Annotated in this window: 25 protein-coding genes; 9 read left to right on the top strand and 16 right to left on the bottom strand. The window is 67.2% G+C overall.

The genetic code is table 11. From position 1 onward, the window contains the following. Window positions 1-248: 248 nt before the first annotated feature. On the bottom strand, window positions 249-1,019 hold the full coding sequence (locus ACFYPC_RS01590; protein ID WP_388670003.1) for an isoprenyl transferase: 771 nt from the start codon (window positions 1,017-1,019) through the stop codon (window positions 249-251). Window positions 1,020-1,178: 159 nt separating this feature from the next. Here ACFYPC_RS01590 and mgrA point away from each other — a divergent pair, with 159 nt between their 5' ends. Together mgrA and ACFYPC_RS01580 are read left to right on the top strand one after the other, a co-directional pair. Then, the gene (gene mgrA / locus ACFYPC_RS01585) at window positions 1,179-2,219 is read left to right on the top strand and encodes an L-glyceraldehyde 3-phosphate reductase (RefSeq protein ID WP_388668945.1); all 1,041 of its coding nucleotides are present in this window, start codon (window positions 1,179-1,181) and stop codon (window positions 2,217-2,219) included. A gap of 408 nt (window positions 2,220-2,627) precedes the next feature. Beyond that, entirely contained in the window at window positions 2,628-2,963 is a 336-nt protein-coding gene (locus tag ACFYPC_RS01580; protein WP_388668942.1) for a DUF192 domain-containing protein, read from the top strand. Window positions 2,964-3,475: 512 nt separating this feature from the next. Here ACFYPC_RS01580 and ACFYPC_RS01575 read toward each other — a convergent pair. Beyond that, window positions 3,476-4,348 (bottom strand): LLM class flavin-dependent oxidoreductase, encoded by an 873-nt coding sequence (locus ACFYPC_RS01575; RefSeq protein WP_388668939.1) that lies wholly within the window; start codon window positions 4,346-4,348, stop codon window positions 3,476-3,478. 211 nt (window positions 4,349-4,559) lie between these two features. Here ACFYPC_RS01575 and ACFYPC_RS01570 point away from each other — a divergent pair, with 211 nt between their 5' ends. From ACFYPC_RS01570 to ACFYPC_RS01560, 3 genes are read left to right on the top strand one after another with little or no spacing between them, the layout of a single operon-like run. Next, complete coding sequence (locus ACFYPC_RS01570) at window positions 4,560-4,838, top strand: hypothetical protein (RefSeq protein ID WP_388668937.1); 279 nt, start codon at window positions 4,560-4,562, stop codon at window positions 4,836-4,838. Beyond that, window positions 4,831-5,634 (top strand): DUF6879 family protein, encoded by an 804-nt coding sequence (locus ACFYPC_RS01565; RefSeq protein WP_388668934.1) that lies wholly within the window; start codon window positions 4,831-4,833, stop codon window positions 5,632-5,634. Before ACFYPC_RS01570 ends, ACFYPC_RS01565 begins: the two co-directional genes overlap by 8 nt. Further along, window positions 5,624-6,298: a DUF6082 family protein gene (locus ACFYPC_RS01560; protein WP_388668931.1), complete on the top strand. Its 675-nt coding sequence runs from the start codon at window positions 5,624-5,626 to the stop codon at window positions 6,296-6,298. Before ACFYPC_RS01565 ends, ACFYPC_RS01560 begins: the two co-directional genes overlap by 11 nt. Window positions 6,299-6,405: 107 nt before the next feature. On the opposite strand, the gene ACFYPC_RS01555 is transcribed toward ACFYPC_RS01560, so the two are convergent. The 10 genes from ACFYPC_RS01555 to ACFYPC_RS01510 all read right to left on the bottom strand — a co-directional run bounded on the left by ACFYPC_RS01555 (window position 6,406) and on the right by ACFYPC_RS01510 (window position 13,087). Continuing rightward, entirely contained in the window at window positions 6,406-6,744 is a 339-nt protein-coding gene (locus tag ACFYPC_RS01555) for a helix-turn-helix domain-containing protein (protein WP_388668928.1), read from the bottom strand. Next, complete coding sequence (locus ACFYPC_RS01550) at window positions 6,741-7,115, bottom strand: type II toxin-antitoxin system RelE/ParE family toxin (protein ID WP_388668925.1); 375 nt, start codon at window positions 7,113-7,115, stop codon at window positions 6,741-6,743. Before ACFYPC_RS01550 ends, ACFYPC_RS01555 begins: the two co-directional genes overlap by 4 nt. 333 nt (window positions 7,116-7,448) lie before the next feature. Further along, window positions 7,449-8,108: a hypothetical protein gene (locus ACFYPC_RS01545; RefSeq protein WP_388668922.1), complete on the bottom strand. Its 660-nt coding sequence runs from the start codon at window positions 8,106-8,108 to the stop codon at window positions 7,449-7,451. Beyond that, a complete protein-coding gene (locus tag ACFYPC_RS01540) occupies window positions 8,105-8,785 on the bottom strand; it encodes a hypothetical protein (RefSeq protein WP_388668919.1) in 681 nt (226 codons plus the stop codon). Before ACFYPC_RS01540 ends, ACFYPC_RS01545 begins: the two co-directional genes overlap by 4 nt. After that, window positions 8,778-9,125, bottom strand: coding sequence for a hypothetical protein (locus ACFYPC_RS01535; protein WP_388668916.1), 348 nt, complete (start codon window positions 9,123-9,125; stop codon window positions 8,778-8,780). The genes ACFYPC_RS01540 and ACFYPC_RS01535 overlap by 8 nt, the downstream gene beginning before the upstream one ends. A gap of 221 nt (window positions 9,126-9,346) precedes the next feature. Further along, a complete protein-coding gene (locus ACFYPC_RS01530; protein ID WP_388668913.1) occupies window positions 9,347-10,627 on the bottom strand; it encodes a putative T7SS-secreted protein in 1,281 nt (426 codons plus the stop codon). Between the two features lie 47 nt (window positions 10,628-10,674). Further along, the gene (locus tag ACFYPC_RS01525; RefSeq protein ID WP_388668910.1) at window positions 10,675-10,971 is read right to left on the bottom strand and encodes a hypothetical protein; all 297 of its coding nucleotides are present in this window, start codon (window positions 10,969-10,971) and stop codon (window positions 10,675-10,677) included. Between the two features lie 30 nt (window positions 10,972-11,001). Continuing rightward, window positions 11,002-11,976 carry a hypothetical protein gene (locus ACFYPC_RS01520; RefSeq protein ID WP_388668908.1) on the bottom strand — a complete coding sequence of 325 codons (975 nt, stop codon included), beginning with the start codon at window positions 11,974-11,976 and terminating at the stop codon, window positions 11,002-11,004. Between the two features lie 20 nt (window positions 11,977-11,996). Beyond that, a complete protein-coding gene (locus ACFYPC_RS01515) occupies window positions 11,997-12,653 on the bottom strand; it encodes a hypothetical protein (protein WP_388668905.1) in 657 nt (218 codons plus the stop codon). A 212-nt stretch (window positions 12,654-12,865) separates the two neighbouring features. After that, the gene (locus ACFYPC_RS01510; RefSeq protein WP_388670000.1) at window positions 12,866-13,087 is read right to left on the bottom strand and encodes a hypothetical protein; all 222 of its coding nucleotides are present in this window, start codon (window positions 13,085-13,087) and stop codon (window positions 12,866-12,868) included. On the opposite strand from ACFYPC_RS01510, the gene ACFYPC_RS01505 reads away from it, so the two are divergent. Together ACFYPC_RS01505 and ACFYPC_RS01500 are read left to right on the top strand one after the other, a co-directional pair. Next, the gene (locus ACFYPC_RS01505; protein ID WP_388668902.1) at window positions 13,047-13,274 is read left to right on the top strand and encodes a hypothetical protein; all 228 of its coding nucleotides are present in this window, start codon (window positions 13,047-13,049) and stop codon (window positions 13,272-13,274) included. The two genes, ACFYPC_RS01510 and ACFYPC_RS01505, sit on opposite strands and share 41 nt — an antisense overlap. Continuing rightward, on the top strand, window positions 13,274-14,065 hold the full coding sequence (locus ACFYPC_RS01500; RefSeq protein WP_388668899.1) for a hypothetical protein: 792 nt from the start codon (window positions 13,274-13,276) through the stop codon (window positions 14,063-14,065). Before ACFYPC_RS01505 ends, ACFYPC_RS01500 begins: the two co-directional genes overlap by 1 nt. Here ACFYPC_RS01500 and ACFYPC_RS01495 read toward each other — a convergent pair. Continuing rightward, window positions 13,984-14,556: a hypothetical protein gene (locus ACFYPC_RS01495; protein ID WP_388668896.1), complete on the bottom strand. Its 573-nt coding sequence runs from the start codon at window positions 14,554-14,556 to the stop codon at window positions 13,984-13,986. The genes ACFYPC_RS01500 and ACFYPC_RS01495 overlap by 82 nt on opposite strands. 617 nt (window positions 14,557-15,173) lie before the next feature. Here ACFYPC_RS01495 and ACFYPC_RS01490 point away from each other — a divergent pair. Together ACFYPC_RS01490 and ACFYPC_RS01485 are read left to right on the top strand one after the other, a co-directional pair. Next, complete coding sequence (locus tag ACFYPC_RS01490) at window positions 15,174-15,494, top strand: type II toxin-antitoxin system Phd/YefM family antitoxin (protein ID WP_388668893.1); 321 nt, start codon at window positions 15,174-15,176, stop codon at window positions 15,492-15,494. Continuing rightward, complete coding sequence (locus ACFYPC_RS01485) at window positions 15,494-15,907, top strand: type II toxin-antitoxin system VapC family toxin (protein ID WP_388668890.1); 414 nt, start codon at window positions 15,494-15,496, stop codon at window positions 15,905-15,907. Before ACFYPC_RS01490 ends, ACFYPC_RS01485 begins: the two co-directional genes overlap by 1 nt. A 147-nt stretch (window positions 15,908-16,054) precedes the next feature. Here ACFYPC_RS01485 and ACFYPC_RS01480 read toward each other — a convergent pair whose 3' ends face one another. The 3 genes from ACFYPC_RS01480 to ACFYPC_RS01470 all read right to left on the bottom strand — a co-directional run bounded on the left by ACFYPC_RS01480 (window position 16,055) and on the right by ACFYPC_RS01470 (window position 18,963). Continuing rightward, window positions 16,055-17,506, bottom strand: coding sequence for an amidase (locus tag ACFYPC_RS01480; protein ID WP_388668887.1), 1,452 nt, complete (start codon window positions 17,504-17,506; stop codon window positions 16,055-16,057). A 186-nt stretch (window positions 17,507-17,692) separates the two neighbouring features. Then, window positions 17,693-18,145 (bottom strand): hypothetical protein, encoded by a 453-nt coding sequence (locus ACFYPC_RS01475; protein WP_388668884.1) that lies wholly within the window; start codon window positions 18,143-18,145, stop codon window positions 17,693-17,695. A 170-nt stretch (window positions 18,146-18,315) separates the two neighbouring features. Continuing rightward, a complete protein-coding gene (locus ACFYPC_RS01470) occupies window positions 18,316-18,963 on the bottom strand; it encodes an OmpA family protein (RefSeq protein ID WP_388668881.1) in 648 nt (215 codons plus the stop codon). Window positions 18,964-18,965: the final 2 nt, after the last annotated feature.

Genomic DNA, 18,965 nt, shown 5'->3' with positions numbered 1-18,965 from the left:
GCGCCGATGCGCGGGCCGAAAACCGGCCCTCCGCTTCGTCCGTACTGACCGCACGGTCGGGCTGGTGCAAAGGGCCTCCCGGGCGGACGGCCCCGTGCCGCCCGCTGAGATCCGATGCCCGTGGTTCGGGCATCGACCTGGAAGGCTTATGCCCTCGAACGCACGCTGCCATGCCATGACTCATCACGGCGCGTTCGTTAACTCCTGATGACGTACGTCCCTGACGGCGTCCTGAGTGGACCTGCGGGTCAGCCGCCGAAGCGGCGGTGTCGCGCCGCGTAGTCGCGAAGGGCGCGCAGGAAGTCGACCTTGCGGAAGGCCGGCCAGAAGACCTCACAGAAGTAGTACTCGGAGTGGGCCGTCTGCCAGAGCATGAATCCGGACAGCCGCTGCTCACCACTCGTACGGATCACGAGGTCGGGGTCGGGCTGGTCGCTGGTGTAGAGGTGCTTGCCGATGCGGTCGACGTCGACGGACTCGGCGATCTCCTCGATGGAGGAGCCCTTGTCGGCGGCGTCGAGGATCATCGAGCGCACGGCGTCGGCGATCTCCTGGCGACCGCCGTAGCCGATGGCGACGTTGACGACTATCCCGTCGACGTGCGCGGTGGACTCCTCGGCCTCTTTGAGGGCGTGCTGCAGATGGCCGGGCAGCAGGTCAGCCGTGCCCACGTGGTGGACGCGCCAGCGGCCGTCGGCGGCGAGGGTGCGGACGACGTTCTCGATGATGCCGAGGAGGGGGACGAGTTCCTCCTCGGGACGGTCGAAGTTGTCCGTCGACAGCAGCCACAGGGTGACGACCTCGACGTCGGTCTCGGAGCACCAGCCGAGGAACTCCTCGATCTTCTCGGCCCCGGCCCGGTGCCCGTGGGCGGCCGTGGAACCCGCCGCCTTCGCCCAGCGCCGGTTGCCGTCCATGATGACGCCGATGTGCTTGGGCACCTGGTCGTGGTCGAGGTGGCCTTCCACCCTGCGTGCATAGAACCTGACCAGCAGTCGGCGCAGGTTGTCGCGCAGCAGGTTCACGTGTTTGTCAGCCCCTCCGTGCAAATGGCGGTCCCCCAGGGGCGACACCCTACCCCCGTCGGAACGCAGTGTTCCCTTGGGGTACAGGGCTCTCCTGTGATGAAGGCAGGGCTCTCCTGAGAGTTGTCAGTGAGCTGGCGTAGCTTCGTATTCATGAACGACATTTCTGTATACGGCGCCACGGCGGAGCGGTACGACTCGATGGAATACCGGCGTACGGGGCGCAGCGGACTGCTGCTGCCCGCCGTCTCGCTCGGCCTGTGGCACAACTTCGGTGACGACCGGGGCCTGGAATCCCAGCGCGCGATCCTGCGCCGCGCCTTCGATCTGGGTGTCACCCACTTCGACCTGGCGAACAACTACGGGCCGCCGCCCGGCTCGGCCGAGCTCAACTTCGGCAAGTTGCTGAAGCAGGACTTCGCGCCGTACCGGGACGAGCTGGTCCTGTCGACCAAGGCGGGCTACCTCATGCACCCCGGCCCGTACGGCGAGTGGGGTTCCCGCAAGTACCTGCTGTCGTCACTGGACGCCTCACTGAAGCGGATGGGCGTCGAGTATGTGGACATCTTCTACTCGCACCGCTTCGATCCGGACACCCCGCTGGAGGAGACGATGGGCGCGCTCGCGTCCGCTGTCCAGCAGGGCAAGGCGCTGTACGTGGGGGTGTCCTCGTACACCGCCGAGCAGACGGCCGAGGCGGTCCGCATCCTGATGGAGCTGGGGGTGCGTCCGCTCATCCACCAGCCCTCGTACTCGATGATCAACCGCTGGACCGAGGACGACAGCCTGCTCGACACCCTGGAGGCGGCCGGCATGGGCTGTATCTCCTTCGCACCGCTCGCGCAGGGCCTGCTGACGGGCAAGTACCTCAAGGGCATCCCGGAGGGCTCACGCGCCACTCAGGGCAAGTCGCTCGACCCGGGCCTGGCGGGCGACGCGGATGTCGTACGCCGGTTGAACGGGCTGAACGACATCGCGGCCCGCCGCGGCCAGTCCCTCGCCCAGCTGGCGCTCACCTGGGTGCTGCGCGACGAGCGGATGACCTCCGCCCTCATCGGCGCGTCCAGTGTGCGACAGCTGGAGGAGAACCTGGCGGCGCTGTCCGCGCCGCGGCTGACGGACGAGGAGCTGAAGGAGATCGACGCGTTCGCGGTGTCGACGCCGGGGACGAACATCTGGGCCGGTCGGCGCTGAGTCACCGGAGCTTCGGTTCGCGGAACCGAGGGGCGCGCGGGGGCGCCCGTCGGGCGGGCCGGGTGCGGGGACAAAAAACGGGCCGGTCCGTGGGGGGGAGACGGACCGGCCCGAGGGGGGGTTTCCACCATAACCCTTCGTAAGTGATGCTGCGTGCATCGGCGTGCCACAACTACTCTCCGGAGTTGCCCGACGACGCCGGGGTGGGCGCGGAAGCCCGGATTCAGAGTGTGATCATGGCCGAATAACAGCGGATTCAAAGGGATTCTCCTGCGCTCGCGGAGGATTCGGAAAGATCCGGGGGATTTGCACACCGTTGTGCTCTTCACTGGCGGCCCACCGGACGTACTCCAAGAGAGTGACCCGCGTCAGGAACGTCCGCTTGACGCCCCCGCTAACTTCGCAGCCATGGCCACGTTCACCACCCCCGAGACGTCAGAGCCGGTGCCACTGGAGTTCGCCGAGTCGGCGCGGGCCCGGGCGCGCGGGCTGCTCGGGCGGGACGGGATCGACGGGGCCCTGCTGCTGAGTCCGGCGAACTCGGTGCACACGCTCGGGATGCGGTTCGCGATCGACGTCGCTCACCTGGACCGCGAATTCCGGGTTCTGGCGGTACGGACGATGCGTCCGGGCCGGGTGGGGCTGCCGCGCCCGCGGGCCAGGCATGTTTTGGAGGCGGAGGCGGGGGCGATGGAGCGGTGGGGGGTACGGCGCGGGGTGCGACTCGCGCTCCAGGCCGGGTGATTCGGGCCGAGGCCGGGCGGCGGTCCGTAAACCGAGGGCAGCGGCGCCACCGCGGGCCGGTGACATCGCATCAGGTCGGTCGGGCCACCTCAAGGGGCGGAAACGGCACCGCGCAGCCCCCTCCACTGCGCGGTGCCACACGCGCAGCTTTGCTCACGCGAATTACCTTGGTCTGAACTTACGTGAGGCAAACGGTCGAGGCGAGCCTGTCTCGATAACGATGCGGACAACCCGTGAGCCGTGCGCCACACCCCGGACATATGCGCGCCAGGCCCCAAACGCCGCCCGTCTCCCGCCCGTGCGGCGGCCATACGCCCGCGATACGCCCGGCATGCGCCCCCACGCCTCCGCCGTAGTCCGCCATTCGGACGGACATCTCACGCAGACCAGTCTGCATCGGCATGTTTTCGGTCAATCAGCCGGACGGTCGGCTCCGGCCCCCTCAGAGGACGGAAACGGCCGAGCTCCTCGGCACCGCTCAGGGGACCAGCGGCCGAGCTCCTCGGCACCGCTCAGGGGACCAGCGGCCGCACCTCGCCGGCCACGAACCGTACGAAACCCTCGGGGTCGGGTTCGTCGGCGGTCGGCTGGAGGATCACGGTGTCGGCTCCGGCGTCCGCGAGGCGGTGGACGGCCTTGGCGACCGCGCCCGCGTCACCGGCGACTCCGTGCTCGGGCAGCGGAGCCTCGCCGTTGGCCTCGATCTCGGCGCGCAGACGGGCCTCGGCATCGGGCCCGGTGGCCGCGTGCAGATAGACGACCACCCGGTGGTCATCGGTCCGCCCGGCTTGCGCCCGTCCCTCGTCGATGAGCCGACGCGCTTGCCGTACGCCCTCGGGTGCGGTGGCCGCGGTGAGGATGGTGCCGTCCGCCGCCGCGCCGGAAAGCCGGAGCGTACGGGGCCCGGTGGCGCCGGTGAGAACCTCCGGCACCTCGGTCGGCGGCCAGTCGAGGGCGACACCGTCGAGCTTCACGTACCGCCCGTCCGTGCTGACCCGCTCCCCGCGCAGCAGCGCGCGCAAGGCGTCGAGGTACTCGCGCAGCAGGGTCACGGGCGACTCGGCCCGCGCCCCGACCTGTCCCATCCAGTCCTGCACGCCGTGACCGACGCCCAGGATCGCGCGCCCCGGGAACAGCCGGTGCAGCGTGGCGGTCTCCATCGCGGTGACGGCGACATTGCGCAACGGAACGGGGAGCAGGCCCACGCCGACCCGCAACCGTTCGGTCCAGGCGAGTGCGGCCGTCGCGGCCGAGATCCCGCCCTCCAGGAAACAGTCCTCCCAGAACCAGAGCTCCTCAAGGCCCGCCTCGTCCGCCACGCGCGCGACGGCACGCAGACGCTCGGGGGGCAGTTGAGGCCGGAACACCGCGCCGAGTCCAGTCATAGGGCCTTCTTACCTGCGGTGGTCCCAGGGGACAACTGCTTTAACCCGCACCGCCGTTGTCGGAGAGTCAGTCCTCCCCCTCGCCCTACGGAGTGCGGGCGGTCTGTCGGACCGGCGAGGCCCCATTGCCGCCCTCTCCTCCCATTGCTAGCCTCGCGCGAGCCCGCAAGATCAACTCTCGTACCCCGCAGGGGAGATGGAGATGAGACGGATGGGAACAGCACAACGCCCGTGGGAAGCCGACTTCGACGCCGGGTTCGCCCGGCGGCTGGGGCGGTCGCCGCAGGAGCTGGGGCTGACCAGCGCCACCGAGAGCTGCCCTGACATATGGGAACTCGACAACGGCGACTTCGCGTTCATAGGACGCGAGGCGACGGACGCGTACGACGAGAGGCTGCCGGCCGGGGTGTCCGTGGCGCAGGACGAACGCATCGTGATCGTTCCGCGCAGTACCCTCCTCGCCGCGAAGCGGGACATCCCGGATGCCTGACACACCTGATCTCCACCCTGCCCATCACCGTCGCCGTCGCCGTCGCCAGGGCTCCGGCAAGTCCACCCTCGCCCGCATCGCGGAGCTGCGCGACGCCGGAACCCCACTGTCCCGCGCGGACTACCTGACGCGTTTTCGTGAGGAGTACCCGCGCTCCGCTCTCGTCGACAAACTGGAGGCCGGGCAGAGCTTCCGGGAGCCCGGATACGGTCCGTGGGAAGCCGCGCACCAGGGTGAATGGAGCCGTGCGCTGCGGCTCGCCGAAGCCGAACGTCCGGCGCTGGCACGCCAGTACGAGGGCGCCCGGAGTCGGGGCTCCCGTCTGCGTCGCGTTCGCATCGTCCAACTCCCGCCCTCCGACTACGTGCTGTGGGAAATGAGCATCCTGCGCCTGCGCGCCGAACTCGGCGAGGAGATCCGCGTGATCTGCGACGCCGAGCCCGACCCCGAACCGGTCCAGGACGGCATGCAACACCCCCCCCCAGCGCATATGCCGGAACTCGTCCTCCTCGGGACCATCGCTCTCTACGAGTTGCGGTACACCCATGACGGAGACCTTGCCGGCGCGGTGCGCCACACCGATCCGGAGCTGATCGGAGGCTGCCGCCGGGACATCGAGCAGCTCCTTGCCGAGGGTGAGGAGCTGCTCGCGTTCCACAACCGCGTGACCGGTCCGCTGCTGGCCGCCCGGGTGACAGCCGGTTCGGCGGAAGCGGGTCCGGCGACAGTGGGTTCGCTGGAAGCGGGTCCGGCGACAGAAGGTCCGACGGAAGAGGGTTCCGCCGATGAGCGGTGACTCCTCGGGGACCGGGCGCGACGGGCACACGGCCCGGCGTCGGTTCAGCAGGCCTTCTCCCCCGGTCAGGATCGCCCTGAGCGTCCTCGCCCTCGTCGCCTCCACGGCTCTCGTCCTGCTGTCCCCGCTCGCTCTGCGCGCCTTCGGCCCGAGTGACACCGGCTCCGACCGCGACTGGCAGCGCGTGGGCAACATCGCGCAGGCGTACGGTGCCGTTTCCGCCCTGATCGCGGGCCTCGCCCTCGCCGGTATCGGCGCGTCGCTCGTGTTCCAGGCCCGGGAGAGCAAGGCCAACCGCGAGCAGGGCATGCGTACCGCTCACACCGAGCTGATACGGATGGCCATGACCGACCCATCCCTCATGGCCTGCTGGGGCAGGCTCGACGCGAACACCTCGGAGGTGGCCCGGCGCCAGCATCTGTACCTGAATCTGGTGCTGTCCCACTGGGAGATGATGTACGAGCTGGGCGCCCTGACCGAGGGCCAGCTGCGGCAGGCAGCCGACAGCATCTTCAGGGCGACACCGGGCCGCACCTTCTGGGCAGCGTCCCGCGGCCCCCGCGGCGATGCCGCCGAAACCCGTCGCGCCCGGCGCTTTCATCAACTCGTGGACGAGAGCTATGAGAGGTCTGGGGCCGCTCCCCCCAGCCTGCCGGGTGGGTGATATCGGGTGAGTGGGCACCTCGGCGGACGGGGACTGCACGGACTGTCTTGGGAGCACCGAGTCCCCCCGATCTCGTTCCTCGGTCCAGTCCGTTCCCGTCCCATCGGCTAAGCCGCGCGTTCGCCGAACGCCACCGTGTTGTGCCCGTCGGACACCACATGAAGGTCCACGGTGACCTGGAGCGCCGCCGCCAGTCTGACCAGGAGGTCGGCGGTGACGGGCAGCATTCCTCCCAGCTCCAGTGTTTCCACCTCGTCGACAGTCATGCCGAGGCGCTCGGCCAGCACAGGCTCCGAGAGCCCAAGAGCCGTACGGCGGTCGTAGACCAGCTGCCCCAGGTCGTGCGCCAACCGAATCTGCTCACGCTCGGCGACGACCTCCGCGGGCTCGGTGTATCCATCGACAGCGGCCCGCTCGCGCGCCAGCTTCCAGCGGGTGTGGTTCACAGCGCCTCCCGGAAATCGCGGGTGAACTCCTTGTGTGCGGGACCGTGCTCGGCCTCGCACAGCGCCTTCGCCTGTTTGGCTCGCTTGACCTCTGCGTCCTCCCGCATCTTCGTCTTCCTGAAGACTGTCAGCAGGACGATGCGCCGATCTGGCGCCAGCCAATACGGCACCCGTATGGCATTGCCATCCAGGGCGAACCGCAGCTCACGTACGACGTCCCCCAGATTACGGGAGTGCGGCTCGCCGAGCGTGGTCGCAGACGACGCCAGGAGCTCGGCCTTCTCCTCGGCCTGTCGGTAGAGCCGAGGCAGCAGGGTCTCGAGCCAGAGTCTGACTTCCGGTTCCAGCTCGATCAGATAGGGCTTGATCACGCCGAGACCGTAGGTGTCAGCGTCGGTTCGTTGCGGCTGCTGAGGAGCATCTCGATCAGGCGGCGGTCGTCGGTCACGGCACCGTCGGCGTCGACCTTGTAGACGCGGAGGGTTAGGCGGGAGCGGCGAGGGACGGGGTTTCCAGGTGTTCGCGTACGTCCGATCCCCGTCCCGGTTGTGGGCAACCAGGCCGCCAGAGAACCACACGCCATGAAAGGCGCCGCCGGTCAACGCTCGCGGAAGGATGAACGGCATGGCGCACGGAGTCCCAGTTCGTGGCTCGATGTCTTGGCAAGGGGCATGGAGAACGGGAGAACGGGAGAACGGAGGTAACTAGGACGGCGCGTCCGGCGAGGCACCCTCCTCCGGTTCCAGATCCCAGACCGCCACGCTCACCTTGTGCGCCAGCTCTTCGATGTCCTGGGCGGCCCGGATGACCCGTGCGGTGTCTTCGGTGGCGGTCCACAGCACCACGTCGGCGCCGACCTCCTCGTCGCGCCAGGCGTAGCGGAGTGAGGCGATCACTTCGGGGGTGTCGTCCTGCCGGAGATAGCGGAATGTTCGCAGCCCCGCCCCGAGACGTTCCGTGTGGAATGACTCGACGACCGGGGGCTCGACAGCGTCCGGGTCCTCCGCTCCGACGAGGAAGCGCAGCGTCTCCTCTCGGTCACCCTGCGCGGGCTTGACCATGCTGAAGACCTGGAGGGGCATGCTCGTCGGTTCCCACATACGCAGCAGCACCCGAGTATCGAAGGGCTCCGGCGCAAAGGCTTCCGCGAGGCGCCGCAGCACACCCGCCAGGAAGGCGATGCCTGACTCGCCTGGATCCTGTCCGTACGACCGCCAGAACAGCTCGGCGCACGAGCGCGTCCAGACGTCGATGTCCCGCCACTCCTCGGTGTCCCAACGAGGGGGAAGCTCCAGCCATCGGCTCGGGTCGTACTCGATGTCGAGGCTGAACTCGTGCTCCAGTTCAACCAGGGGCTCAGTCATGTCCAGCTCCACCGGAAGGTCGTCATCAGGGCGTCGAACCACTCGACCATCGCATCAGCCAAATCGTCTCGGGGGTCCCCCGCGCCGATCGTCGAGAAAGCGACCACGAGCCACTGGCTGGGGTCACCGGGTACCGCCACGAGGTACTCCACCCTGCGGCTGCCAAGCTCCGCACCACGCTCCGGGGCCGCAGGCACAACGCGCTCCCGGCGAACCGCAAGGGCTCCATCGACCTCGCCGCTGCTCAGGTCCATCTCCGAAGCACTCGCCATACCGTCAACGGAGAGCAGCTGTACGGCGATCTCCGCGGGGTCGGACACCTCACCCGAGGCGGCAGGGTCAGGCTCGGAGCGCGCCGGAAGACGCGCGTTGGAGACGGTGAACGATGCCCCGAGGTTCACCTCCCCCGCCGGCTTCACCGGCAGATACATCTCCAGCGCCCTAGCCCTGCGAGCCTCGGCAACGGCTACCCGGAGTCTGCGCTCCAACTCCAGCCGAAGAGGCGTCAGTTTGTCGCGCGGCACGTCCGCCGGCACGCGTGCAAAGGCGGACGTGACGAGGGAACGTACGGCGTCCTCCGCGTCTCCTTGCCGTAGTGGGATCTGCACCCAGTCCTCGGGCAGGAGGAACCCGTAGTCGGTAGGCGGCGAGGCCGGTTCGGTCACGGGATCAGTCATGACTGCGGGCCCGCGTGTTCGAGTACCAGATGCCCGCGTGCACCGCAGCGCTGATCACTACCCCGGGCCACAGCTGCCAGTATCCGCCGAGTGCGGCTCCCAGGAGGGCCATGAGGAAGTAGAGACCGCTGATGACCCGCAGGTCGAATTCCAGGGTGTCGCTCTTCCTCCTGGTCTCCGGGTTCCAGAACCGCATCAGCACCAGCAGAGGACTGAGCGCGGCAATGTCCAGCGCCCACGTGGGCATGGGCAGTTCCAGTCCCCATGTCTTGTGGCTCTGCATCGCGACGATGAACCACAGCAGCATGACGAGGGCGAGGGCGAGCAGCACGTAACGCACTTGGGCTGCCCGCCTGAGGAACCTCTCGTCTCCTGGGTCGGACGCACGTGTTCCGGAGTCGGCGGTGTTGGTCCCGGGATGGTCTTCCGCTCCACGGGGAGTCCGCGCAGACCCATGAAGGTCCTGATCCGCTTCTACTCGGACGCGCTCTTGGGCCTGGCGCGCCTGTCGGGTACGAGCGCTCTCCGTGAGGCCGGTTCTCCGCTTCTCCGGTTTGGGCCTCACCATTGCGACCCGAGCCCTGCTGCTGGCGCTGTCATGTCTGCCTTTGCATTCACATAGGTAGGAGACCATGCGTCTCCGGCCCGTCCACCGAGGTCGAGTGCCGTACTCGTCCCCCAATAAGCTTGGGATACGCCCTTCTGGCGGGCTGCTTCCGAGGCGACCTCGCTCAGTCGCTGATTGTCCGGATACCTGCCGCTGATGCGCTCGACGTCCTTCACCTGCTCCGCCATGCGCTTGTCTCCGAGGGCCTTGTAGGTCTCTTTCCGCGTCACCTCCGGCATGGCCTCGTCCCGGGTCTTCACGCCCGCCGCCCGCCCCCGCTGGTTGTCCGCGGTTCTGCGGAGTTGGCCGAGCCGTCCACTACCACCCCGTCCGCCGACGGCACGGTTCATTCTGGCCGCTCGCTTGGCCTGCTGCTCCGCGACGTCCTTCGCGATGCCTCGCCCTTCCTTCTGCAGCGCCTTGACCGCCTTGGCCGCCTTGACGCCGTTCTTGGCCATCTTGAACGCTGCGATGTCGGTGATCACATCGAACCAGGAGCCGTTGCCGGTCAGGGCCATGAGGAGGTGGATGCCGAAGACGATTCCGGTGAGGATTCCCGCCAGCACGCCAAGGGCGGGGAAGAAGATCGCGGCGAAGGTGAGCAGGGTGGTGATGTTGCTCAGCACCTCGGCGAGCGTCCCCAGCCAGTCCGCGTCGCCCACCCACGCCTTCAAGTCGTTCCACCAGCTGTCCTCCATGTCGTCGTCGATCGACGACCGGATCTTGCCGGCGTAGTGGTCTGCACGCTCGTCGTAGAAGGAGACCGCGGTGTTCAGCTTGCCGCGGGCGGTCTCCAGGTCCTCCTTGGCCCGCTTGACGGCTGGGTCGTCTGCGGGGTCCGAACCGTCTTCCGCGGAACCCGTCTTCCCCTGGTTCTCCGGCTTGTGGCTGTCCAGGACCCGCTGGGCGTCCTTCGCGTCCTCCAACGCACGGTCGGCCTTCTTCTGCGCGGTCTCCATGTCGTCCGCCCAGCCCTTGAGGTGCCCCTTCACCTCCCGATAGCGGTCCTCGGCCAGGTCCAGCCTCTTGGACAGCCCGCCCGCCTTCTCACTCAGGGTGTCGGCGTACTTGCCCTTCAGGCCGTCACTGTCTCCGATCGCCTTCATCGCCGCGGCCTGCGTGCGGAGCTTCTCCGCCATCTTCTTCATGTGCTCGACCTCGTCGCGGATCCCCTCCGGGTCGCCCGGAACGGGATCCGCCTCGGCGAGTGGTGCCCAGTCAGCGGGCCGCGCCATGGATGTTCCCCCTGCGAAGAGTCATCGGTCCGTCCACGCCCGAGGCGCTACTTCTTCCCCTTGTTGACATTGGCCAGGTCGTCGTCGAGGCCCTTGAAAGCGTCACTGGTCGTCTTGACCATCGCCCCGACCTCTTCGATCTCCTTGACCAACCGCTTGCGGTTCTTGTCCCAGTTGTCCACGAAGTCGCCCATGGCCTTCTGGACACGGGAGTCACCGACGAGCGCCTTGACGTCCTTCTTCCACTCCTCCAGACCGTTGAACTCGTCGCGGATCTGCCGGAGTTGCCTGGCGCTCGTCGCCAGCAGGTCGTAGTCGACCTGAAGATCGGATCCCTTCGACATGCTCAGTCCTCGCCCCTCATGGTCCGCCCGTCAGCGGTTGACAGCCTGGATCTCCTGGACCTGCACGTCGGTGGTGGTGGCGAAGGTTCCGTTCGGAAGGTCGCCGGCCGTGCCGCCCGCGCCCGTCCAGGAGATCTCCCAGGTGAGAGTCGCCTTGAGCGCGTACGAGTCGTCTCCCGAGGACCTGAGATACGTCACGCCACACGGCGGCGTCTCGTCCGCCTTGCCAGTGGCGTACGGCTCACCGATCGACCCGTCGTCCTTGATGGTGCACTCACCGGACGAAGGCGAGGTCAGGGCGTCATCCGAACCGGGATCGATGTGCAGGCTCACCGGCTTCGCGGTCGTGGTCGCCCACAGGCCGGTGCCGGCCAGGCTCGCCGTGACGGAGACGGTCTTGAACGTGGCCTTGTCCAGCCAGGCCCAGGTAGGCAGATTTACCGTCGACTTGCCGGCCGGGGCCATGGAGATCTCGGTGTCCGGCACCTCGGTCCGCTGGTAGGCGAGACCGGCGAGGGTCTCGGTGTCGATGGCCTGCGGGACGTCCGGGTTCTCGCCGTTGACCACCCAGAAGGGATCACGCGTACAAGTTCCGGCTGCCGGGTCATCCTTCATGTCCGGGTTCTTGACGGCCACCCACCACATGCCCTCGTCGTTCTTGTCAGCGTTGAAGTCCTTGTAGCGCGCCTTGTCGTCCGCGATGTCCTCGGCCGCACCGCCGACGGACTCGTGGATCGACCACTGGGCTTCCATGAAGGTCTTGAAGTCCTTGGCTTTCCAGTACGGCTCGTACCAGCACGCCGGGGGCTCCCAGTCCACGGAGGTGGAGGTGAGAGGGCCGGAGCCTTCGGACTGGGCGCTGCCCTCGACTTTGAAGCTGACCCGGGACTCCAGGGCCGGACCCGAGGAGTCACCGCCTGTCTTGACCTCGCGGGAGCCGGCGCCACCTCGCCCGCCTGCCACCGCGGCGTGCGTACCGAGGAGACAGAGCAAGGCTGTGAGCATCGCGGCTGTCCTGTACCGCGTCATGGCTGGCACTTCTGCGACCCCCGGTCCTCGGTGAGGCTCCAGATCTGCCAGACGCCGTCCTTGTTCTTCTTGACCGCGGTGTTGTAGTAGACGTAGCTGTCGGCCGAGGTGTCCGTCTTCTGGACCTCGTTCGTCTTGCTGTTCTTCAAGTTCGACTGGCTCTCGTCCACGCAGTACGTCACCGCTGCCGACGCCGTGCTGAACACCGTCACTTCCCGATCGAAGTAGCGCACGGTGCCGGTCCAGCTGATGTTCTCGGCAATGGCGTTCTTGGCGTACTCGTAGACCCCCGTCAGCGCAGTGTCCGTGTAGTAGAAGGCCATCCCGGAGCTCTTCAGATCACCGGATGCCATCGCCTGGTCCACCGAACTGACGCTCCGCGCGTTGTCCGCCAAGATCACGTCCTTCACCGCGTCACCGGCGCTTTGCCCCTCAAAGACGTTCTTCATGTCATCAGGAAGCTTGATCTCCGGCCGGTCGATCCCGTCCGCCGGAGCGGACACCGACGGCGATGCCGACTTGGTCTCGCCCGTGCCAGCACCGGCGATCTTGTCGGAGCTCGAGCCGTCACCTCCTGCCGAGCCACAGGAGGTCAGCAGCAAGGCCGCAGATGCGGCGAGCGCGGCTGTCACGAGCCGGGCGGGGCGGTTCACTCTGGACTCCTGGCGAGGTGGGGGGTAACTCAAGCGAACTAACGCTATCCAAATGGCGCCTGAGGACACCAGGCGGGTATCCGTCTGGTTCGAGCCATTCAACGCCGGGCTCAACCCGATTAGCCCGCATTGCCCTTTACGCGATGCCCTCTGTCGTGCGCATCAAGTGACCAACGGCATTCCTGTCGATCACCGCAGGCAAGCTGCTGCGGCTACACCGTTTGCCAATGCGCCCTTCGCTCCTGTCTGCACCGCCGCTCCGCAATCCAGGTAGGGCGGCGAGGTCGCGGATCTGGGGCGGCGGGCAGCTTCAGGGAGGCGGCGAAGTCGAACTCCTCCAGGGCGACCTGCCACTCGAACTTCGCCCGGTCCAGGCGGCGCTGGAAGGCGACGGTGTCGCGGCGGGCGATCTCGTCCTGGCAGAGCGTCTGCAGGAATTCGAGGTGTCCGAGTTCGCCGCCGTGGGCCTGGGCGAGGCAGGCGTTCCGCCCCTACCTCCGCGCGTACGAGCGCGACGAGAAGGCCCGGCTCCAGCAGCTGCGCCGCGACACCCTCTGGTACGCCACCTACGGCATCGACCTCGACACCCGTGACATCCGCGGTTGGTTGGAGGCGGCCTGATGGAAGGCGCCAGGGATGACGACAACCACCGGCACGTACGCCTGCTGCCCTGGACCGGCACCGACGGCAAGCGCTGCTATCTGCTCGGCGACGGCACCGGGACCGGAGTGCTGTCACGGCACGCGGACCACATCGAGGCCGTACAGCTCGGACTCGCGGGCAAGTTGCTCGACCGCGCCCGGCAGCTGACCGACGTACTCGACACGAACGCCCAGACGGATCAACTAGGGCTGTTGGCATCCCAGTTGACTCTCGCCCTGCATGACGCGCTGCTCATCGCCGAAAGCCGCGGCGCCCGCCTTGCTCACGGGCTTCCGTCGACCGCGGTCGACGCGGTGGGGCGCGGGACGCAGCACGCGGACGACCCTGCGGCGACGAACCCTGCGAGACGCGTGAAGTGTGGCGGAGCAAGGAAGACCGTCGACGGCGGTCAGGCAGATCCCGGCGTAGTCGGCTCCGACCGCCAGCAGGTCGTCGATACCGAGGGCGCACATGACTGCGAACCTCGTCCTGTCCTCCTCCGGCGCGCCAGGGAGTGCCTTGTCCGCGAGTTCCCCCAGCAGCCGTACTGCCTCGTCGTCGTCCGTTTCGTGGATGGGGAGATCATGGAAGATCTCCGGCATCACCCAACGGACATGAATGTCATCGACGCGCAGGACAGTTGGTGCGGGCTGAGTCGGTATGAACGCGGACGGCTCGAGTTCGGTCGTCACCTAGCCTGGTCCCTCTCTGGAACGGGGCGGTCCGGAGCCTCAGGAAAGAACTTCTGGGACGTGGCGTACATCCCGTAGTAGGGGTAGAGGCGTGGGATGTCAGCACCACCCCGGCGAGCAATACCGGTGATCTTGCGATAGAGGCGGGCTCGACAACGCGTGTTCCGCAGGGTCTTGTCGCGTAGATCGCGCAACCTCCGGAGGAAGAGCAGCGCCGAAATGGTAAGCAGCAAGATCGCGTCCACGACGATGAAGGCGATCTGGAACCGCTGGGACTTCTGGGACGCGACCAGATCCCAGAACGGCCAGGCACCGAAGCCGAAAATGAAGATCGGAATGACAAGCAGACAGCCCTGGAGGCTGGCCTTCTCGGTCTCTTCTCGCCGTTGGAACAACATCCAGTGCACGGCCCGGTCGTCCAGGAAGTCGAAGCGGACCTCGCCACCAAAACGTTCGGCCGCTGCTTTAGCCGCAGGAACAGCTGCGATCACCGACGAGGAGACCATTTCGTGGACTGTTCCTTGGTCATCGACGAACTTTCCGAACTCGAGGGCTTGGTAATCACCCATGAACTGAGTCTCCTTATCCGGCGGGCGCCAAAGCTGCGTGGAACGACGTCGACGACGGGCTGGGCTGCGGCGTCGGCGACGGGAACTTCGAACCGCCGGAAGGACTGGGAGTCCTGTCCGGCACGGGAGTAGGCCTGACATCACCGGGTGGCGGGCTCACCTGATGCGGTGTGTCGTCGGCGGAAACGTAATGCCGCAGCTTCACCACGCCATGCACGAACGCGTTGCCCAGCGCGGCACCTTTTATGTACCGCGTGAGGACCTCCGGATCGAATCCTCCCCCGGGAAGCTTCACCCTGGTGATGCCCTTCTCGGAAAGGATCAGCTGCGGAGAGCGCGACTGTCACGAGCCGGGCGGGGCCGTTCACTTGGGACTCCTGGCGAGGTAGTGGTAACTCAAGCGAACCAAGTTATCCAGGAGACCTGGGTGACACCAGGGCGGGTTCCGTCAAGGGGTTCCCACCGGCCAGGCGAAGTAAGGCGATTTACGCAGATTCGCCGACACGGCATGCACTGCCGCCCCGTCGAGAGCCAGAGGCAAATATCGAATGACGCACATGGATTTCACTTGGCGCACATAAGGCCTGCATGTCGCACGTCGCTGTATTCTGTTCGACATGACCGAAGACGAGCGGGATACGACCATCACGGTCCGTGACCTTCAGCGCAACGCCGCCGCCGTACTCAAGCGGCTGGAGCATGGCGTGACCATCACCGTGACTCGCCACGGCCGTACGGTTGCCCGGATACTGCCCCCGGATCCCGTTGAAGAGGCGATCAACCAGGCCGTGGAGGACGGTGTCATCGACCGCGCCGACCTGACCCGCGCCCGCACGGCGGCGCAGACCGCCAAGATCCGGCGAGCCCCGGCCTCACCGGATGGCGACGTGGCCAGCCAGTCGCTCCAGGAACTCCGGGACATGGAGGGGGATCGCTGATGTCGGTGATCTACCTGGACACATCGGCAGCGATCAAGATCTTCAAAACCGAGACGGAAAGCGCCGCTCTCGAACGATGGCTCACCCAGCAGGGCTCCCTGACGGTTCTCACCAGCGATCTGACGCGCACAGAACTACGACGGGCCCTGACAGCCTGCGGATCGGCGGAGGAAACACTCCGCGAGGCGGACGAATGGCTGGAGGACTGTGCGCTCGTACGTCTGCGCCCCGCAGTGTTCGACAGGGCCGGCCGCCCGCCGCACACCGGACGTCTCCGTTCACTCGACGCACTGCACTGCGCCGCGGCACTCAGTCTGGGCAGCGCTGTCAGCGCGTTCGTGGCGTACGACAAACGGCTCATCGAGTGCGCACACGCGCTGAGTCTCCCGGTCCAGAGTCCCTCGGACCTGTGAACCGGCGTCCGACCGGCGCTTCCCGGCCCCCGCTTCAGGGTCGTCTCAACTCCACGTGACATGCAGGAGCCGGCAGCGACTGTGCGTGTGCGGAGCATCTCGTCGTGATCCGCGTCTGGTCCTCGACGGACGCCCAGGTAGTAGGGCCTACGCAGGTGCCTGGAAGCCGCCGATTTTCTGCTCGAGCAGGTCGGCCAGCCGTAGCGGGGTGCGGTCCTCGAACATCGGGCCGATGAGCTGTACTCCCACCGGCAGGCCCTCGGGGGACCGGCCCGCTGGTATGGCGGTGGCGGGGAGACCGGGCATGGTGGCCAGGCCGGCCCAGACGAGCTGGTCGAAGTACGGGTACTCGACGCCGTCGATGTCGATCCGGCGATTCATCAGGTCGGGGTCGTGGTCGTGCGGGAACGCGGGGGTGGGGGTGATGGGACACACCACGGCGTCGAACTCGGCGAAGAACTGCCGCCAGCCGTGGCGGTGGAACTCGCGACGGCTGTTCGCCTCCATCCAGTCGCAGTGCCTGAACAGCATGCCGCGCAGCCGCGCCGCGTCGAGACTCTGGTCGTCTGCACTCAGTCCGGCGGCGAGGGTCTGCAGCTGCTCGTACGACTCGACGGGGAAGCGTGCGACGGAGCTCGAGAACAGCAAGTGCGTGTAGAGGATGGCGGATTCGGTCAGATCGGGCAGCAGTGCACTGTGCCGCTCGACGCGGGCACCGCTGTCGACAAGCGCGTCGGCGACCCGGTTCACGCCCGCCCGCACAGCGGACCCGGTCGCGATGAGCGGATGCTCGTCGAGGATCAGGACCCGGAAGTCGCCGAGCCGCTCGTGGCGCGCGGGCGGCAGCCTCAAGTCGTACGCCATACCGAGGGTCAGCGGGTCCGGGCCGGCCATGACGTCCAGCAGGAGTGCGAGGTCACGGGCAGTTCGCGCCATCGGACCGACGACGGCAAGGTCACCCTCGGCAGGCAGTGCCGGCCCGGGCGGCGGGACCATACCGCGGATCGCTGCCAGCCCGAGCGTCGGCTTGTGTGCGTAGACACCGCAGAAATGTGCGGGGGTGCGCAGTGAACCACCGAGGTCGGAGCCGATGGACAGCGCGCCGAACCCGGACGCCAGGGCCGCCGCCGATCCACCGGAGGATCCGCCCGAGGTGCGAGCGTGATCCCACGGGTTGTTGGTGGTGCCGTAGATCTCGTTGAAGCTCTGTATGTCCTGCAGTCCCAACGGCACATTGGTCTTACCGAGCACCACCGCGCCTGCGGCCTTGAGCCGCGACACCTGCACCGCATCCTCGGCCGGCATGTAGTTCCGGTGTGGCGGCATGCCCCAGGTCGTGGGCAGCCCGGCGATGTCGTAGCACTCTTTGACCGTCACCGGAATGCCGAGCAGTGGCCGGTCCTCACCGCGGGCACGCGCCTGGTCGGCACCGCGCGCGGCGGCCCGTGCACGGTCGAAGTCCGGCACACAGATCGCGTTGATCGCCTTGTCGTCCCGCTCAATACAGGCGATCGCCTCATCAGTCAGTTCCGTCGAGGTCACTTCACCGGCACGCAATGCAGCCGCGATTTCTTCGGCCGTCTGAAAATTCCACTCCATGAATCCGACCGTATCGGCCGCTGGAAGAGGCCATAAAATGCCGCTTCGCACAACGGGGTTGATGTCGACATACTCATGATGTTTTCTCCGGCGTTCTCCAGCAACAGACAGTTCGCCCGCCCGTCGGCGATGGCAACGCTCCGGGCTTCGCCTCAGGGTCGTGCGGGGGTGCTGAAAACCCGAGAATTAGCCGTACAGAACGATGAGGGCGGCCAGGAGGAGCGTGGCTGCTATGGAGAGGCACACCATCCGGTGGCGACTCACTGCGGCCAGTGCGAGGGAGCAGGACCATGCTGCGCCCACGACGGCAGCAGTCCACCAACCGCCGGTCGACTGCGCGGCGACGACTGGGATGGGCGCAAGTAGAAGGGTCGGCGGTATGACTGCGATCCTTGGTCGGATGTCCAGTGCCTTGTAGGCGATGATCAGGACAGCCAGGGCCGTCCCAAAGGTGACGGGGATCTCGGCCCAGTCCCACCACGTCCAGCACAAGCCGTCAGTTGCCGCGCAGGTTTGCTCGTGTTGTTGTTCCGTTGAGGCGAATACGTAGCAGGCGCCATAGGCCAGCCCGGCACCGGTGACGGCGGCACCCGCTGCTTGCAGCTTCACCGGCCGTGGTTCTGTGTGAGCGGTGTTCATGCCGGTACCCTCCCAGGCGCTGATCCCAGGGGCCTGAGTCAACGTACTCAGACCCCTGGATCAGTTGCCGGTCACACCCCCTGAAGCGTGTGCTCCAGAGCATTCGCGTAGAGGGTGGCTCCTGCGGGCTTGGGATGGAACGACTGCATGGACGGCGCGGAACCGCAGCGTCAGCTCTGTCCTGGGCCGGTTTCGGTCTCCGCGACCCGCGGGAACGTCACCTCGACGCGGCGGTTCTTCCTGCGGCCCTCTTCCGAGGTGTTGTCCGCGATCGGGTAGTCCTCGCTGTAGCCGCGTACCTCGAAGGTCACGTCCATCGAGCCGAGGTAGGAGGCCAGTTGGTCGTGGACCACTTCGGCGCGGTTCTTGGAGAGGGTGAGGCCGTGGGCGTACGAGCCGAGGTTGTCGGTGAAACCGAAGACCCGGACGGTCGTCGCGTTCTGGGCCTTGATTTCGTCCGCGATCGCCTGGATACGGGAACGGGCCTCGGGGTTCAGTTTCGAGCTGTCCTTGGGGAACAGCACTTCGGCCTGCAGCGCGAAGGTCACGTCCGAGTTCGTGTCCTCGCGGCGCTCCTCGCCGCCCAGGTCTTCTACTACTGACTTGATGTCGAGGACTTTGGCGGGGGCGAGGGTTGCACCGTCGGAGAGCTTCAGGCCTGGGCTGTTGGCGTCCACCTCGGGGGGTGAGGGGGTGGTGACGCTGCCCGGGGGGGCGCTCGGGTCATCGGCGGCAAGCGCCGGGGCGGCTGGGAGGCTGAGCGTGATCAGAACGGCCAGGGCGGTGAGGGTGATGGCGGTGCGCTGAGGGCGGGCCATGG

The organism is Streptomyces sp. NPDC005808 (genome assembly GCF_042871385.1).
Classification (GTDB): domain Bacteria; phylum Actinomycetota; class Actinomycetes; order Streptomycetales; family Streptomycetaceae; genus Streptomyces.
This window is presented reverse-complemented; position numbering and strand designations above follow the sequence as displayed.